The sequence below is a fragment of the Massilia sp. HP4 genome, assembly GCF_005222695.1.
In the GTDB taxonomy this organism is placed as follows: domain Bacteria; phylum Pseudomonadota; class Gammaproteobacteria; order Burkholderiales; family Burkholderiaceae_D; genus Telluria.
Map to the genome: position 1 here is coordinate 59,430 of NZ_STGG01000020.1, position 14,262 is coordinate 73,691.

Sequence of the window (14,262 nt, forward strand, 5' to 3'; positions counted from 1 at the left end):
CTAGGCCTGGCCGGGCGCGCCGGCAAGCAAGCCGGGCGCTCGCGCCTGCCGCTGCCATCCTTCAGCGGTTCTGGTAGCCGCCGAAATGCCGCACCGGGCTCCAGGCCGGCGCCACCGCGGGCAGCGCCGGCGACAGCTTGCCGAAGTCGCCCGCGCCGTACACAACCTGCCCATTCACTACCGTCAACACGCTTTCGAGGTCCTTGATCTTCTCGACGTCCATCGTGAAGTAATCCTGCGGCAGCACGGCGAAGTCGGCGTACTGGCCTACGGCGAGTCGTCCCTTGACGTTTTCTTCGCCGCTCATCCAGGCGCTGCCGCGGGTCATGAGTTGCAGCGCTTCGTGGCGCGACAGCACGTCCTTCGCCTGCCAGGTCGCCAGCCCGCCGGCGGTCTTGCCCGTCACCGCCCAGTAGATCGACGGCCACGGGCCATAGCTGCTGACGCGGGTGCCATCGGTGCCCAGCCCCACCGGCAGGCCGAGCTCGAGCATCTTGCGGATCGGCGGCAGTTGCCGGGCTTGGGCGCCATAGCGCTTCCAGTAGGCCTCGCCCTGGAAGTACATGCGGTTCTGCACCGCCACGCCGCCGCCCAGCGCCTTGATGCGCTTGAGCTGGTCGTCGGTCACCGTCTCGGCGTGGTCGACGATCCAGCGCAGGCCGGCCAGGGGCGTGCTGCGGTTGACCTTTTCGATCACGGCCAGGTCGCGCTCGATGCTCTCGCCATAGGTGGCGTGGATGCGGAACGGCCAGCGGTTCTTGACGAGCAGGGTCACCACCCGTTCCAGCTCGTCTTCCATATGGTGCGGCAGCTCGGGGCGCGGCTCCAGGAAGTTCTCGAAGTCGGCCGCGCTCGAGACCAGGTTCTCGCCCGCGCCTTCGGTGGTAAAGCCGTTCGCATAGAACATGTGCTCGTTGCGATCGGGTTTGGTCATCCTGATCCAGCGTTCGTAGTCTTGCAGCTCCTTGCCTGCCTGTTGCGCGAACAGGTAGTAGGAAGTGCGCACGGTCAGCTTGCCCTGTTTGGCCAATTCGATCGTCACGCCATAGTCGTCCGGGTAGGCCTGGCCGCCGCCGCCGGCATCGACCGCGCTGGTCATGCCCAGGCGGTTCAGGTCGCGGTAGAAATGCAGGGTCGAGTTCAGCTGCCCGGCGCGATCGAGCTTGCCGGTCTTGCCGAGGGTCGAGTACAGGATCATCGCATTCGGCTTGGCCAGCAGCAGGCCGGTCGGCTTGCCGGCGGCGTCGAGTTCCACCTCGCCATCGAGGTATTTCGTGTCCTTGCTGTAGCCGAGCGTCTCGATGCCTTTCCGGTTCAGGAACGCCTTGCCATATAAATAGAGAATGAAAACCGGCTTGTCCGGCACCGCGGCATTGATCTCCGCCAGCGTCGGCAGGCGCTTTTCCTCGAACTGGTGCTCGCTCCAGCCGCCAACGACCTTGACCCACTGGCCGTCCGGTGTGCGCGCTGCCTGTTCCGTCGTTGCTGCCGGCGGCGGCGATCTTGCCGCCCTTGACGGCGAGCGCCTGGACGAACTCGCCCTCCCTGGCCATGGTGGCGATCTTGCCATTGGTGACGATCAGGTCGGCCTGGGCCTGGGCGGTCGAGGCCGCCAAAACGCCGGCGGCGAGCAGCGCGAGGGTGAGCTTGTTCATCGGTTGGACTCCCTGTGGTTGGATGGCGTCCAGTATCGGTGGCAGGGGCTCATGTTGAAAAGCGGATAATTTTGACGATGGCATTCGATTCCATCGACTGTCGAGGCCAGGCGGACCGGGGTGCGCACGGCAGGCGGCCAGCGGTTTGCATGCGATCCCTGGCTGCGTGACAATGGGCTCACACGAACTGATCCTTCAAAGGAAGAGCATGAATATCACGGTCCAGAACACCGTCCCCGATACCGCGCGCATTACCCTGGTCGGCGAACTGCAGGATGGCAGCTTCAAGGCCAAGGTGATGACCGAGACGGCCGTGCCCTACACGCCCTACTGGGACAATCTGCTCGAGCAGCGCATCGTCTATATCCAGCCCGACGACGAACAGCTGGGCGCCATTGTCGCCGCGCTGAACGAGCGCCGTCTGTCACTCGACGAGTTGCAGAATTACGGCAGCTCGGATGGCGGCTCGTCGTCGATCCCGGTCTGAGCGTAGATCTACAGGATTCCCTTGCCGCCCGAACCGAGGATTTCATCGTGGCGCTCCTTGTCGGTCTTGTGCAGATAGGCCGCGGTAGTGGCGATATTGGCGTGGCCGGCCGTGTCTTGCAGGGTCTTGAGCTGCACCCCGCCGTTGGCGTGGTTGGTGAGCATGCTGTGGCGCAGCCAGTGCGGCGAGGCCTGGCGCAGCATGGAGGCGCTGTCGCCATCTCCCTGCGCCGCCGCCTCACTGGCCGCCAGCTGGAAGATTGCCTTCAGCGCCTCTGAGGCTGCCTCGTCGGTGACGCGCACGTGGTCGCGCGTACGGCTCGACAGCACCAACGGCATCGTGTCGCCGCGGCTGGTCTGCTCGAGCAGGCCGAAGGCGCGCCGGTAGTCGCGGTAGGCAGCCAGGCTGGCCGGCGGCACCGGCAGCCGGCGCGGCTTGTTGCCCTTGCCGACCACGTCGAGCCACCAGCGGCCGTCGCCCTCGCTATAGATCGATCCCATGCGGGCGCCGACGATCTCGTTCAGGCGCGCGCCGGTCTGGGCGAAGGCGATCAACAGGAAACGGTCGCGCGCGCGCTGGCGGGCCGCGGCGTCGGAATCGGCGTGGTTGGCTTCGGCCGCTGCCAGCGCATAGGCGAGCGCGACCGGCGTCAGGTAGCGCGTGATGCGGCTCGAGTGCGGCGCCCGGACATTGCGCACCAGGCGCGCCGGATTGCGGCGCAGGTAGCCGGTGTGCTCGGCGAAGGCCAGCAAGCCCTTGATGGCGATCATCGACTGGCGCCGGCTGGTGTCGGACAGCGGACCCGAGAACGGGCGGTAGCGCGCATCGTTGCGCGGCCACTTGGTGGTGCACACCCATTCCGGCGGCGGGTTGCGGATGAATTCCTTGTAGGCGTTCAGGTCGGCCACGTTCAGCTGCTGGAACGTCTTGTTCGCCTCTTCGCGGCACCAGGTCAGGAAGCGGTACAGTTCTTTTTGCAGGTTGGCGATCGACTTGGGGCTCAGCTCGCCATGCGAAATATATTCGCGCGCGAGTTCGGCGTCGTTGCGGGCCGAGGTGACCGGCTCGTCGTGCATGCCGGAGTAGATGCCGGTGTCGGGACGACTCGCCGCGGCCCGGTCCGGATGCTCGGCGGGCAGTGGGTCGAGGTCGATCGGCAAGAAGGCGGGCATGGGACGATGTCGCGATAACTGTATGGATATACAGTATAGCACCGCTGCCAGTGATTGCGGAAGCATCATGCTTGAGGGCTGGTCGACTCCACGGCAGCCGGGGCGGCAGAGTCCTACAGCGGTCCGCCCTGCATGCCGATACCGTGCTCTCCAGCTTCACCCGACAATGACATCGACATCTTCACCAGACCAGGAGACCCATGATGAGCACTGCACCGAACTCCACCCCAGGCAAAAGCGGCCCCGACAGCGATACCGTGACGGTCGGCGTCGGTGGCCAGACCAGCGGCCAGCAAGGCGCAACGCCAAGCCACGAGACCCAGGAAGAAACCGGCGGCAATGGCGGCCCTGGCCTGACGCGCAACCAGTCCGGCCCCTACGTCAACGCGCCCGACGGCGCCGGGCAGGTCGCGCGGGATGGGCCGGATGGGCAGGATGCGCCGCGCACCGAGTCGGTGGACGCGGCCATGACCCATGCCAATCCCGGCGCGCAAGATACCCGCGCCAGCCAGGCCGGCCGGCACGAAACCGGCCTGGGCGCCGCTGAGACCGGCGGCAACCAGGGTGAGAACGACTTGCCGCCTGCCAGCCCCTGATCAGGCTTTGGCCCGCTGTCGCGCGGCCAGCCGGGTCCACCAGACCCAGGACACGATCGCATTCACCCAGAAGCACAGGTAGAGGAAGGCGGTCAGGTGCAGCCCGCGGCTATAGTACAGCGGCACGGCAATGGTATTGACCAGCAGCCACACCGGCCAGTTCTCGATCCGCCGCTGCATCATCAGCAGCTGGGCGATCACGCTGAACACCAGCACCGCCGAATCGATGAACGGGGCGTAGGCATTGGTGTAGAAGTTCAACATGGCGCCATAGGCGGCGGTGGCGGCGATACCGGCCGGGACCATCCAGGCCAATGTGCGCCAGCCGGCGTGGGTAATTGGCAGCGGCGCCCCGTTATTGCCGTGCAGCCAGCGCCACCAGCCCAGCACGCCTGTGCCGACAAAGAACATCTGCAGCACGACGTCGGCATACAAGCGGTTCTGGGCAAACAGCACCCCAAACAAGGTACAGCCGACGATGCCGGTCCACCAGGTGTGGACGTTGTTGCGGCCAGCCAGCAGGATGGCGGCGGCCGTGAAGGCATTGGCCGCCAGTTCGAGCGGGCTGGTCATCGTGTGCGCTCCAGGATGCGGGAGCGCTACTGTAAGCCAAACCCGTGCCCTGCCGCAACAAGTTCAGCCGGATTACAGCTTGATGGTGCCGTGCTCGCCGTCGACGTCGGGCTGGGTGCCGGTCACGGCCGCCTTGGCCATGGCGAACATGCGTACCATCTTGCTGTCGTTCGAGTCCCAGTATTCGGCGGCGTGCGGATCGACGCGCACCAGTACCGCGTGGGCGTCTTCGGGGCCGGCCGGGAACCAGGCCTGCACCATCGGGTTCCAACGCTGCGCGACCTGTGCGCGGTCGACCACGCGCTCGGCGCGGCCGCTGACCGAGACATAGGTGCTGTTCTCGTTGTCGGCGAAGCTGACATTGACCTCGGGCTGGTGCGCGATGCTGTCCCACAGCTCGGTGGTCGAATTGACGAAGAACCAGAGGCCGCCTTCGGCGTCGACGTCCTGCTTGGTCATCGGCTGGCTGACCAGGTGGTCGTATCCGTCGCGGAAGGTGAACATGGCAAAGCGCATCGAGCCGATCCGGTCGGCGAGTGCGGCTGCGTGGTGGCGGTCTGCGGTCATGGTGTGTCCTTGATGATGAGTAAAACCCCATCCTAGCCCGCATGCGGCCCGGCACTCGGTGCGCGGCCGAACCATTGAGACCACCGCAGCGACCTTTCCCCGGCCTGACGTAAAGACCACAAATCGCTTATAGTGATGCCTCTGTACAAATATGACATTGCCATGAAATTTGACGTCGCGATCGTCGGCAGCGGCCTGGCCGGCCTGTCCGTTGCCCTGCACCTGGCCCAGACCCGCAAGGTCGCCATCATCTCGAAGCGCGCGCTGCTCGATGGCGCCAGCAGCTGGGCCCAGGGAGGCATCGCCGCCGTCCTCGATTCGGGCGACAGTCATGACCAGCACATCGACGACACCCTGGTAGCCGGCGCCGGCCTGTGCGACGAGGGCGCGACGCGCACGATCGTCGAAGGCGGCCGCGCCGCCATCGAGTGGCTGATCGAACAGGGCGTGCCATTTACCCGCGACGCCACGGCCGAACTGGGCTTCCACCTGACCCGCGAAGGCGGCCACAGCCAGCGCCGCATCATCCACGCCGCCGACGCCACCGGCCACGCGGTGCAGGTGACGCTGGAGCAGAAGGTGCGCGTCCATCCGAACATCGCGCTGTTCGAGCACCATGTGGCGATCGACGTGATCACATCGGACAAGTTGGGCGCCAATGGCGTGCATGCAGGCGCGCCGGCGCTGGCCGGCCAGCCGCGCTGCCACGGCCTGTACGTGCAGGACATCGAGAGCGGCAAGGTGCTGACCTTCGAGGCCGGGCACACGGTGCTGGCCACCGGCGGGGCCGGCAAGGTCTACCTGTACACCACCAATCCCGACACCGCCACCGGCGACGGCATCGCCATGGCCTGGCGCGCCGGCTGCCGGGTGTCGAATATGGAGTTCATCCAGTTCCACCCGACCTGCCTGTACCACCCTTATGCGAAATCGTTCCTGATCACCGAGGCGATCCGCGGCGAAGGCGGCCTGCTCAAATTGCCGCAAGAGGCAGGACCGGTCGCCGGCACCCGCTTCATGCCGGCCCACGACGAGCGTGGCGAGCTGGCCCCGCGCGACGTGGTGGCGCGCGCCATCGACTACGAGATGAAGAAGCGCGGCCTCGATCACGTGGACCTGGACATCAGCCACCAGGACCCGGACTTCCTCAAGGAGCACTTTCCGACCATTTACGCGCGCTGCCTGGAGCTGGGCATCGACATCACGCGCGAGCCGATCCCCGTGGTGCCGGCCGTGCACTTTACCTGCGGCGGCGTCGTGACCGACCTGGCCGGCCGTACCGACATCCCGGGCCTGTATGCGGTGGGCGAGACCGCCTGCACCGGCCTGCACGGCGCCAACCGCCTGGCCAGCAATTCGCTGCTCGAGTGCGTGGTGGTGGGCCGTGCCTGCGCCGAGCACATTGCAGGCAGCGGCACGGTCGAGCATCCGGCGCTGCCGGCCTGGGACGAGAGCCGCGTCACCAACGCCGACGAAGAAGTCGTCATCGCCCATAACTGGGACGAGCTGCGCCGCTTCATGTGGAATTACGTCGGCATCGTGCGCACCACCAAGCGCCTCGAGCGCGCCGAGCACCGCATCAAGCTGCTCAAGGAAGAAATCGACGAGTACTACCGCAACTTCCGCATCACGCCCGACCTGCTCGAGCTGCGCAACCTGGTCGAGGTGGCGCAGCTGATCGTCAAGAGCGCGCTGTCGCGCCGCGAAAGCCGCGGCCTGCACTATTCGCGCGACTTCCCGGACACCCTGCCGAAGGCCTTGCCGAGCGTCCTGACGCCGCGCCGCTGCTGACCGATGACCGCGCCACACCACCGGCTGACGCCGGCCACCGCCCTGCTCCTGACCATCCCTCCCGTGCTCTGGGCCGGCAACGCCATCGTCGGCCGCCTGGTGCGCGACGCGGTGCCGCCGATGACGCTCAACCTGATCCGCTGGTCGATCGCGCTGGCCGTGCTGCTGCCGCTGGGCCGCGCCGCCCTGCGCGCCGGCAGCGGCGTACTGGCCAACTGGAAGCGCTACAGCATGCTCGGCCTGTTGGGCGTCGGCCTGTACAACTCGCTGCAGTACCTGGCGCTGCAGAGTTCTTCGCCGATCAACGTGACCCTGGTGGCCTCGGGCGTGCCGGTCTGGATGCTGCTGGTCGGGCGGCTGTTCTTCAAGGTCCCGGTCAAGCGCAAGCAAGTGGCTGGGGCCGTGCTGTCGATCGCCGGCGTGCTGGTCGTGATGTGCCGCGGCGACCTGGCCCAGCTGGCGGCATTGCGCCTGGTGCCGGGCGACCTGTACATGATCCTGGCCACTATCGCCTGGTCGTTCTACAGCTGGCTGCTGATGCAGCAGAAGGACGTGCCGGCCCTGCGCGCCGACTGGGCCGCCTTCTTGCTGGCCCAGGTCGGGTTCGGCGTGATGTGGTCGGGCGCGCTGGCCGGCGGCGAATGGGCCATGACCGACGTGCACATCGCCTGGAGCTGGCCGCTGGCCGCCGCCCTGCTGTACGTGGCGATCGGCCCGGCGATCATCGCCATGCGCTGCTGGGGCGCCGGCGTGCAGCGCGCGGGCCCGAGCCTGGGCGCCTTCTTCATCAACCTGACGCCGCTGTTCACCGCGCTGCTGTCGTCGGCATTCCTGGGCGAGGCGCCGCACCTGTATCACGTGCTGGCGTTCGGCATGATCGTCGGCGGGATTGCGGTGTCGGCGCGCTGAAACGACACCGATTCCTGGCCCGCAAGAAGGGCGTGGCCCGCTTCATTGAGCGTGAAACGGGCGACGAAGCGTAGCTGATTTGCCGTGACATCGGACGGCCGCTGCGATATGAGCTTTCCGCCATTTTCGAGCATGAGCAACACATGGTAGAGGATGTCCGCCGGCTCGCCGACGTCGGCGAAAGTGCCGCGACGCGCGTGCGGGATCCGGGTCAATCCTTGACGATCCTGGCTGAAGATGAAACGGTCGATGCCATCGTGCTGTCTCGCTGAGCGTCCGATCGCTGTGCGCAGGTGCTGTTCGATGACGAACTTCCTGGTCAGGTCGCTGGCAAACTCGGCGAGTCCCGATTCCCGATGACGGGTCGTGAGGACGGACAGCTCAGCCAGAGAGAACCTTCCAGCATCCCAGTGCAAGAGCGGTGCGGCGACAGCCATTGCGGCCAGGTTGTCCGATTCAACCGCGCACAGGACGAGCGAGGAAATTGCCGCCTCGGCCGCAGCCGCCCAAGCCGACGTGTCATTCTTGATACTGCCTCGCAGCTGCGACTTGATCTTTTCGAGGCACACCAGGTCGATGCCGGCGACATGGCCTGCACAGTGCGCCAATTTGTTGTTCCCCTGGTGCTGCTTGATCTCACGGTAGCGATCGCCCACGGTGACGACGGGGCGTGCGTCTGGTGTCGCGAGATAGGCGGCGATGCGCATGGCGATGTCGTCCGCCCGGCGTGGCAGGCCATCCTGTTCGGCGATCGAGATGTGGCGGTCGACCAGCGCCAGGAGGGTTTCGGCAGCCAGTCGCTGGACGGAGCGCACCTGTAGCGCGGCCCAGTGCGCCTGGGCCGATTCGACCCCATCCAATAGGATCGCGACACCGCCGGGCGTCACGCCAGCCGACATCGTGTAGCGGATCGTGTCCACCGAGCAGATGGCGCCTTCGCGTTCCAGCGCGGCCAGTACGCGCATGACGAGCAGCACCCCGCAGCGCCGCTTCGCGCCTCCCGGGCCGACGGGGACCGAGGTGATACCAAGGAATTGCTGCAGGAACGCCGTGCACTCCCCTGTACTCGGGGCCGCCAGTTGCAGGACCGGGCGCAGGGCATGCAGCTGCTGGCGCGTGCAATGAAGTCGTTCCGGATCGGCGAGCCAGGCGGCCAGCGCGGGATCGAGCTGGACGACTAGGTCTTCGTAGGCACCTGCCAGCGCCAGGCCTGGCGGCCTGCATGCGAAGGTGTCCCTGGTGGCCTCCCTGCTGCTGCCGGCCAGGAAGCGCAGGCCGTTGACCAGACTGGGCCGGTACCAGACGGCATCGAAGAACGATACGCCCACGCCGCTGGCTTCTCTTGTGAGCAACACTTCGTCCGGGTCGTCCGAAAAACGCGTCTTGCCTGGGTAGCCATCCAGGTCATCCATGGTGGCGGCCCAGGTCAGAAGGAGTTGCATCTTCCAGATACCTTGCCTGGTGCGGCGCACGAGTTCCTCCGGCTCGACGCCCTGCCCACCGGCGAAAGCCTGCCTCCGCACCTGGTCGACGATCCAGCAAATGGCGGCGTAGGGGCGGATGTGCCGTGCGGCGTTGTTCAAGCCAGGAAATACCTCTCCGTAAAGGCGTTCACCGATCGCCCCCATGTCCAGGAAATCGCCACCGATCGATCGTGGCGGCTCGTCGGTGAAGACGGGGCCCGTGAGCTTCATACCGTTTCCCTTGACGTCGTGGCAGGTCGAAGATCCCTGGTCAGTGCCTGGGATTCATGTGGCAGCGCTTGCCCTGCGCTTGCGCCCTGCTTGAAAATGATCGGGCGACCACAACTGGCTTTGCACAGGATCATGCGATCGTTATGCAGGCTGCGTATCTGGTCGGTATCAAGGGGAGCGTGGCATTGCGGACAACTGACCCGTCTTGGGAGTTCATCGGCGGCGATCACGGCGTAAAGCTTCCACCGTGGCGCACGACGCCGGCGCAGGGCGGAAGCGATCGACCGGTCGAGCGGGCTGGCTGCCGCATCGAGCGGAGCGGCATCGTCCAACGCGCGTTCGATCAAGCTGGCGATTTTCGTCATGGGCGCGGGCGCCGTTGCAATCCGGATTGCCTGGGACTGGAGGTCAGCGACATCGAAGCGCAGCATTCTCGGAAGTCGTCCCTCACGCCACGTCTTGTGCAGGAACTGTTCATACTCTTCGGATGCGATCTGGCGCCTGGCCAGCGAGTCGAGCGCAAGGCGGAACCGCGCATGGTCGACCGTGAGCCCGCGCCGCTGCAGGCACAGTCCCGCCACACAGGCCGCGCCGAGCGCTACTGGCAGGATCTCGGCCGCGGCCGCAGGCGTGAGTGTCAACGAATGCAGGGACTGCAGTATGCCGTGCAGGTAAACGTCGAGCACGGGGTCATATGCCGGATTGGGACCGCAATGGCCGAAATCGACGTCGGAAAGCTGTTCGGGCAGGCCCGAGCGAAGATGATTCCTGAGCTTTTGCGGCACCAGCAGCACCGCGACGGCGTCCGGCATCGGACGCTTGAGGCGCAGGTCGATCGCCGCCTGTAGCGTTCGCCTGGCCTGCGCGAGTCCGGCAAGCCGGGATGCCCCGGGAGGCGCGTGCCCGCGAGCGGGCCGGCCGCCCCCGTCGCCCCTGCCGTCGTCGGCGTCCGCTGGCTGCTCATCGTCATCGGTCTCGTCATCCGCTGCAGCCGGTGCGCTGCCAGTCCCAGCGCCGAGCCGCTCCGCAATGTCGGCGTCGCCGAGCTCGAGAAGCGTGCCGATTGCCTGGAACAGACGCACCGCCGCATCCACTGTACTTCGCCCGGCATCGTCGCCGGCGTCGAGGCCGGCCATCCACTGGGCCTCGGTGACGTACGAGATATCGTTTACTCCTTCTGGCCGCCGCACGGCTTTTCCCGGCAAGCCCTTCTTGTCGAGCCTGCTGCCGGTCAGCAGCGCGTGTCCGGCGCTGAACAGCTGGAACATATCCTCCTCGTCGCAGATGTCGGACTCGACACGGGCGATCGATTTGAACAGGTCAAGCTGGGACGGCTTGAGGCCCAGCGAGCGTTCGATGTTCACCCAGCTTCTGCCGACGATGCCGTCGACGGTGACGTCGAGCCACAGCGCCGCCTCGGGCAGCTCGTCGCGGAAACGCCTGTCGAGCACGCAAAGGATCCTGTCGCCGTCGGTCACGACATCATCCGATAGAGGCCAGCTGCGCCCTGCGCAATACAGCTCGAGCGCGGTCACGGGGCCAGGGAGGGTGGCCGACATCCTTACATCGAGCACATTGTCGCGACCGATCGAAGCGACGAACAAAAGCGCGTCAGGGCCTGTTTCGGGTGCGGGAAACTCGCATGGCACGTAGCAGGGCTCCTCGTGCACCGGCAGCCATCCGGTCGACTCTCCCGGCTGTCGGAGGCGAACCAGCGCGACCTCGATATTATTGGTTGTCCATAGACTGCGCCATGTCGCATTGACGGAGCCGGTCATGACCAGCGTCCTGCCATCGCTCCCAGCCAGCTCGAACCATTTTGCATGCAGGGGACGGCCCTGGTTCTGCACCTCGACATAGACCGGCATCCGTCGCATTCCGTTCGAAGGCGAAGGGAACGGCGCCACCAGGCGTCCGTTGCTGCGTGCGAGTGCACATAGCGGCTCGACCGCCCCGATTGCACCGGCCAGTTGGACGGTGGCGGCCAGGTCTGCGTCATGGAAGGGAGAGAGCACTGTCAGCGTCGCCGGCGCGGGTAGATATTGTGCGGCGAGTGCGATGAACTGGCTGGCGGCGCTCTGCTGCGCGGTGCTGACCAGCCACACCGAAGGCGGCACGCTCATATGAGAAGCGAATGTCGCCGCCTGGGCTCGTGCACGCCCCGCCAACCCCTCGAGCACCTTCAGGTCGCCCGACTGGAGCATCGCCAGCCTGTGCGGGAGGGCGCCGAAGAAATCGGCCGCCTGCTCGAACACTGCAGGTGCGTCGCCGGCCCACACGGCGTCGATAACTTCGAAGGCCTGGCACTGGCCCAGGGTCGTCAGGTTGGCGCTGCTGACCACCAGAACATCCTGGTGTTCGCATTCGAGGTACGCGATCTTTGGATGAAAAATGCCGGGTCCGGAACCGCGAGGGGTCGTGCCGATGATGCGGTAGCGGCTGCCGCCCAGGTGGCTGGTCGAATTGTCGACACTCGACCGCGCTTCCCTTGCATCGAGCATGACGGTGACTTGCTCGCATTCCTGGTGCTTGAGCAGCGGGTACACGACCGCTTCGAACCAGTCCGCTGAAAAAGTATAGGAGCTGAAGAACGCGCGCCTGGGACGTAGCGTATTCAGCAATTCATATAACGACGCCATGCAAAAAATTCCGGAATTTTCAGAGGCTAATTCTAGGACGTTTATAACCATGTGGAAACTGTATTTTCATGTCCTCACGATCCCGTCGGCCGGCGTGTGCCGATCAAGCCTTCGCGAATGATAGGATGTGCGAAAAGGTGGAAAGGCTGGCATGGCAGAACATGATTTTCTTCTTCGACAGGTGACCGACCTGGCACGGTTCATCGAGCGGCATCCGCGCACGCTGGTCCTGACCGGCGCCGGCCTGTCGACCGCATCCGGCATCCCCGACTACCGCGACCGTGACGGTGTGCGGCGCGGCCGCCTGCCGATCCAGGGTCCGGAATTCCGGCGCGACCGCGCCATCCAGCGCCGCTACTGGGCGCGCAGCATGGTCGGCTGGCCGCTGCTGGCGCGCGCCGCGCCGAATGCCGGGCACCGGGCGCTGGCCGCCCTAGAAGCCGGCGGCCGGCTCGGCTTCATCCTCACCCAGAACGTCGATGGCCTGCACCAGCAGGCCGGCAGCCACGCCTTGCTCGAATTGCACGGCAATATTCACCATGTGGCTTGCCTGGGTTGTGGCGCGCGCTTCCCACGCGCTTTCGTGCAGACCCAGCTCGAATTCGCCAATCCGGCCTTGCTGCAGGCGATGGCGGCGCCGCTGCCCGATGGCGACGCTGCGCTTGACCCGGACGCCGTCACCGGCGTCGAGATTCCCGCCTGCGTACATTGCGGCGGGGTCTTGATGCCCGACGTCGTGTTCTTCGGCGATAACGTCCCCTCGGCCCGCACGGCCTGTGCGCTGGCCCAGATGGAGGCGGCCGACGCGCTGCTGGTGGTCGGCTCGTCGCTGATGGTGTATTCGGGTTTTCGTTTCTGTCGGCTGGCCCAGGCGGCGGGCAAGCCGATCGCCGCCGTGAACCTCGGCCGCACGCGCGCCGACGAGATGCTGGCACTCAAGCTGGAAGCCTCGGCCGAACAGCTCCTGCCGCAAGTCGCACGATTGCTGGGGGCGGACCGACCCGCGCCACTATCCGATCCCATCGACCACAGGGGGATCATGTGATCAGCTCATATCGTGACGAAAGCACCACGCGCCGCCTGTCGACCGGCGCCGCCATCGCCGGCCTGGGCCTGCTGGCTTCCTGGCTGTACGTGCGCGCCAAGTCGCGCCGTGTCGAACGCGAACACCCGCCGGCCGGCCGCTTCATCACGGTCGACGGCGTCAAACTGCATTACCTGGAGCGCGGCCAGGGCCCGGCGCTGGTGCTCTTGCACGGAAACGGCGTCGACGCCACCGACTGGGAGCATAGCGGCCTGTTGGATGCGGCCGCCGAGCACTATCGCGTGATCGCCTTCGACCGCCCCGGCTTCGGCTACAGCGAGCGCCCCCGCAGCACGGTCTGGACGCCCGACAGGCAGGCGCGCCTGCTGCACCACGCGCTGCAGGAATTGAAAGTCGAGAGCGCGATCGTGGTCGGCCACTCCTGGGGTGCGCTGGTGGCCCTGGGCCTGGGGCTGCAGATACCACATTTCGTGCGCGGGCTGGTGCTGGTCTCGGGTTACTACTATCCGAGCGTGCGGCTGGACGTCATGGTCGGCGCGCCGCCCGCCGTGCCGCTGGTGGGCGACGTGCTGCGCTATACGGTGGCGCCGCTGGCCGGACGGCTGATCTGGCCGGCCGCGGTCGGCCGCGCGTTTGCGCCGATGCCGGTATCGGAGCGCTTCCGGGCACGCTCGCCATGGATGGGATTGCGGCCAGCCCAGTTGCGGGCGAATGCCGCCGACGCCAGCCTGATGGTGCCGGCCACGATGTCGCTCGCGCGGCGTTACGGGCAGCTGAAGGTGCCGGTGCAGATACTGTCCGGCACCCAGGACGGGGTCTGCGGTTGCGCGCACAACGCCGAACGGCTGCACGCGGCGCTGCGCCATAGCGAACTATCGGTGACGCCCGGCGTGGGGCATATGCTGCATTACGCCGAACCCGGCAAGGTGCTGGGGGCGATCGATGCGATCGCGGCCCAGGTCGGTGCGCCGGCCCATCTGCCCAGTGCGCGCGAGATCGCGCGGGCGGCGGCCGGCGAAAGCGGGGTGTAGGGTTGGCGGCTTCGCCGCCGACGCGGTGATGGTTATCGGTTCCGATGTCGCGCCAGATGATCTCGCTGCCAACCATCGCCGCGTCGGCGGCAGAGCCGCCAAC

Annotated in this window: 12 protein-coding genes; 6 read left to right on the plus strand and 6 right to left on the minus strand. The window is 66.4% G+C overall.

Annotated features, from left to right (window positions below):
- Window positions 1-61: 61 nt before the first annotated feature.
- Window positions 62-1,570, minus strand: a complete 1,509-nt coding sequence (locus E8M83_RS09980) for an amidohydrolase (protein WP_229491479.1) — start codon at window positions 1,568-1,570, stop codon at window positions 62-64.
- A gap of 293 nt (window positions 1,571-1,863) precedes the next feature.
- Here E8M83_RS09980 and E8M83_RS09985 point away from each other — a divergent pair, with 293 nt between their 5' ends.
- Entirely contained in the window at window positions 1,864-2,142 is a 279-nt protein-coding gene (locus E8M83_RS09985) for a hypothetical protein (RefSeq protein WP_137173215.1), read from the plus strand.
- Window positions 2,143-2,150: 8 nt separating this feature from the next.
- Here the strand turns inward: E8M83_RS09985 and E8M83_RS09990 are convergent, their stop codons facing one another.
- Entirely contained in the window at window positions 2,151-3,314 is a 1,164-nt protein-coding gene (locus E8M83_RS09990) for a site-specific integrase (RefSeq protein WP_137173216.1), read from the minus strand.
- Window positions 3,315-3,514: 200 nt separating this feature from the next.
- On the opposite strand from E8M83_RS09990, the gene E8M83_RS09995 reads away from it, so the two are divergent.
- Window positions 3,515-3,910 carry a hypothetical protein gene (locus tag E8M83_RS09995; RefSeq protein WP_229491480.1) on the plus strand — a complete coding sequence of 132 codons (396 nt, stop codon included), beginning with the start codon at window positions 3,515-3,517 and terminating at the stop codon, window positions 3,908-3,910.
- Here the strand turns inward: E8M83_RS09995 and pnuC are convergent, their stop codons facing one another.
- Window positions 3,911-4,483, minus strand: coding sequence for a nicotinamide riboside transporter PnuC (gene pnuC, locus E8M83_RS10000; RefSeq protein ID WP_137173217.1), 573 nt, complete (start codon window positions 4,481-4,483; stop codon window positions 3,911-3,913).
- Between the two features lie 72 nt (window positions 4,484-4,555).
- Window positions 4,556-5,050 (minus strand): pyridoxamine 5'-phosphate oxidase family protein, encoded by a 495-nt coding sequence (locus E8M83_RS10005; protein WP_137173218.1) that lies wholly within the window; start codon window positions 5,048-5,050, stop codon window positions 4,556-4,558.
- 162 nt (window positions 5,051-5,212) lie between these two features.
- On the opposite strand from E8M83_RS10005, the gene nadB reads away from it, so the two are divergent.
- Both nadB and E8M83_RS10015 read left to right on the plus strand, forming a co-directional pair.
- On the plus strand, window positions 5,213-6,841 hold the full coding sequence (gene nadB, locus E8M83_RS10010; RefSeq protein WP_137173219.1) for an L-aspartate oxidase: 1,629 nt from the start codon (window positions 5,213-5,215) through the stop codon (window positions 6,839-6,841).
- Between the two features lie 3 nt (window positions 6,842-6,844).
- On the plus strand, window positions 6,845-7,750 hold the full coding sequence (locus tag E8M83_RS10015) for a DMT family transporter (protein WP_137173220.1): 906 nt from the start codon (window positions 6,845-6,847) through the stop codon (window positions 7,748-7,750).
- On the opposite strand, the gene E8M83_RS10020 is transcribed toward E8M83_RS10015, so the two are convergent.
- Together E8M83_RS10020 and E8M83_RS10025 are read right to left on the minus strand one after the other, a co-directional pair.
- Window positions 7,696-9,444 carry a hypothetical protein gene (locus E8M83_RS10020; protein WP_137173221.1) on the minus strand — a complete coding sequence of 583 codons (1,749 nt, stop codon included), beginning with the start codon at window positions 9,442-9,444 and terminating at the stop codon, window positions 7,696-7,698. The two genes, E8M83_RS10015 and E8M83_RS10020, sit on opposite strands and share 55 nt — an antisense overlap.
- Window positions 9,441-12,083 carry a hypothetical protein gene (locus E8M83_RS10025; RefSeq protein WP_137173222.1) on the minus strand — a complete coding sequence of 881 codons (2,643 nt, stop codon included), beginning with the start codon at window positions 12,081-12,083 and terminating at the stop codon, window positions 9,441-9,443. Before E8M83_RS10025 ends, E8M83_RS10020 begins: the two co-directional genes overlap by 4 nt.
- 151 nt (window positions 12,084-12,234) lie before the next feature.
- Between E8M83_RS10025 and E8M83_RS10030 the strand changes: the two genes are divergently transcribed.
- Window positions 12,235-13,128, plus strand: a complete 894-nt coding sequence (locus E8M83_RS10030; RefSeq protein ID WP_137173223.1) for an NAD-dependent protein deacetylase — start codon at window positions 12,235-12,237, stop codon at window positions 13,126-13,128.
- The gene (locus E8M83_RS10035) at window positions 13,125-14,159 is read left to right on the plus strand and encodes an alpha/beta fold hydrolase (RefSeq protein ID WP_229491481.1); all 1,035 of its coding nucleotides are present in this window, start codon (window positions 13,125-13,127) and stop codon (window positions 14,157-14,159) included. The genes E8M83_RS10030 and E8M83_RS10035 overlap by 4 nt, the downstream gene beginning before the upstream one ends.
- The last annotated feature ends 103 nt before the right edge of the window (window positions 14,160-14,262 follow it).

Excerpts from the sequence above, each read along its gene's own strand:
- E8M83_RS09995 (WP_229491480.1), top strand. The coding sequence starts at position 3,515 with ATGATGAGCACTGCACCGAACTCCACCCCAGGCAAAAGCGGCCCCGAC.
- E8M83_RS09990 (WP_137173216.1), bottom strand. The coding sequence starts at position 3,314 with ATGCCCGCCTTCTTGCCGATCGACCTCGACCCACTGCCCGCCGAGCAT.
- E8M83_RS10020 (WP_137173221.1), bottom strand. The coding sequence starts at position 9,444 with ATGAAGCTCACGGGCCCCGTCTTCACCGACGAGCCGCCACGATCGATC.
- E8M83_RS10005 (WP_137173218.1), bottom strand. The coding sequence starts at position 5,050 with ATGACCGCAGACCGCCACCACGCAGCCGCACTCGCCGACCGGATCGGC.
- E8M83_RS09985 (WP_137173215.1), top strand. The coding sequence starts at position 1,864 with ATGAATATCACGGTCCAGAACACCGTCCCCGATACCGCGCGCATTACC.
- E8M83_RS09980 (WP_229491479.1), bottom strand. The coding sequence starts at position 1,570 with ATGGCAAGATCGCCACCATGGCCAGGGAGGGCGAGTTCGTCCAGGCGC.
- pnuC (WP_137173217.1), bottom strand. The coding sequence starts at position 4,483 with ATGACCAGCCCGCTCGAACTGGCGGCCAATGCCTTCACGGCCGCCGCC.
- E8M83_RS10030 (WP_137173223.1), top strand. The coding sequence starts at position 12,235 with ATGGCAGAACATGATTTTCTTCTTCGACAGGTGACCGACCTGGCACGG.
- nadB (WP_137173219.1), top strand. The coding sequence starts at position 5,213 with ATGAAATTTGACGTCGCGATCGTCGGCAGCGGCCTGGCCGGCCTGTCC.
- E8M83_RS10025 (WP_137173222.1), bottom strand. The coding sequence starts at position 12,083 with ATGGCGTCGTTATATGAATTGCTGAATACGCTACGTCCCAGGCGCGCG.
- E8M83_RS10015 (WP_137173220.1), top strand. The coding sequence starts at position 6,845 with ATGACCGCGCCACACCACCGGCTGACGCCGGCCACCGCCCTGCTCCTG.